Below are 658 nucleotides of genomic sequence, written 5' to 3'. Positions count from 1 at the left end.
AGCCTGCACATCATCGACTATGAGCAGGATGCCGTATTGGTGGCAGATGTCTGAAAGCTCCCGAAGCCAGGAGGCACGGGCTGCCCTGAGGCCGCCCTCTCCCTGAACAGTTTCGACGATGACGGCTGCCGGCTTGTCCAGTCCTGACCCGGAATCAGCCAAGGCGGAGCGGAGCCACGAAAACGCAAGCGCATCGTCCCCGAGGAATCCGTCATAGGGAATGCTGGACGCATGGGTGAGCGGGACGCCTGCGCCCTGCCGCTTCATGGAGTTTCCGGTAACCGCCAACGAGCCCAGTGTCATTCCATGGAAAGCGTTGGTGAAACCAAGAACGTGGGTGCGTCCGGTGACCTTCCGGGCCAGCTTCAACGCAGCCTCCACGCTGTTCGTCCCGGTTGGACCCGGAAACATGACCTTATAGTCCAGGTTTCTCGGTTTGAGGATCAGCTCGTGGAATGTCTCCAGGAACCGTCGTTTGGCAGTGGTTTTCATGTCCAACGAATGAATAACCGCTCCGGAAAGCAAGTACTCCATCAGCGGTCTAAGAAGTGCAGGGTGATTGTGCCCGTAATTCAGGGCACCGGCACCGGAAAAGAAATCGAGGTACCCGCGGCCGTCCTCGCTGTAGAGAAAGCTGCCGGAGGCGCGCTCGAAAATA

General features: G+C 58.7%; 1 protein-coding gene. It reads right to left on the bottom strand.

All coding sequences use genetic code 11. The features are described 5' to 3' along the window. On the bottom strand, nt 1-657 hold a 657-nt coding region (locus tag CXQ89_RS17715; RefSeq protein WP_258060211.1), incomplete at its 3' end, for an aminotransferase class III-fold pyridoxal phosphate-dependent enzyme. Between the last annotated feature and the right edge of the window lies 1 nt (nt 658).

The sequence above is a fragment of the Arthrobacter sp. ZGTC212 genome (genome assembly GCF_002929255.1).
GTDB lineage: Bacteria > Actinomycetota > Actinomycetes > Actinomycetales > Micrococcaceae > Arthrobacter_B > Arthrobacter_B sunyaminii.
This window is presented reverse-complemented; position numbering and strand designations above follow the sequence as displayed.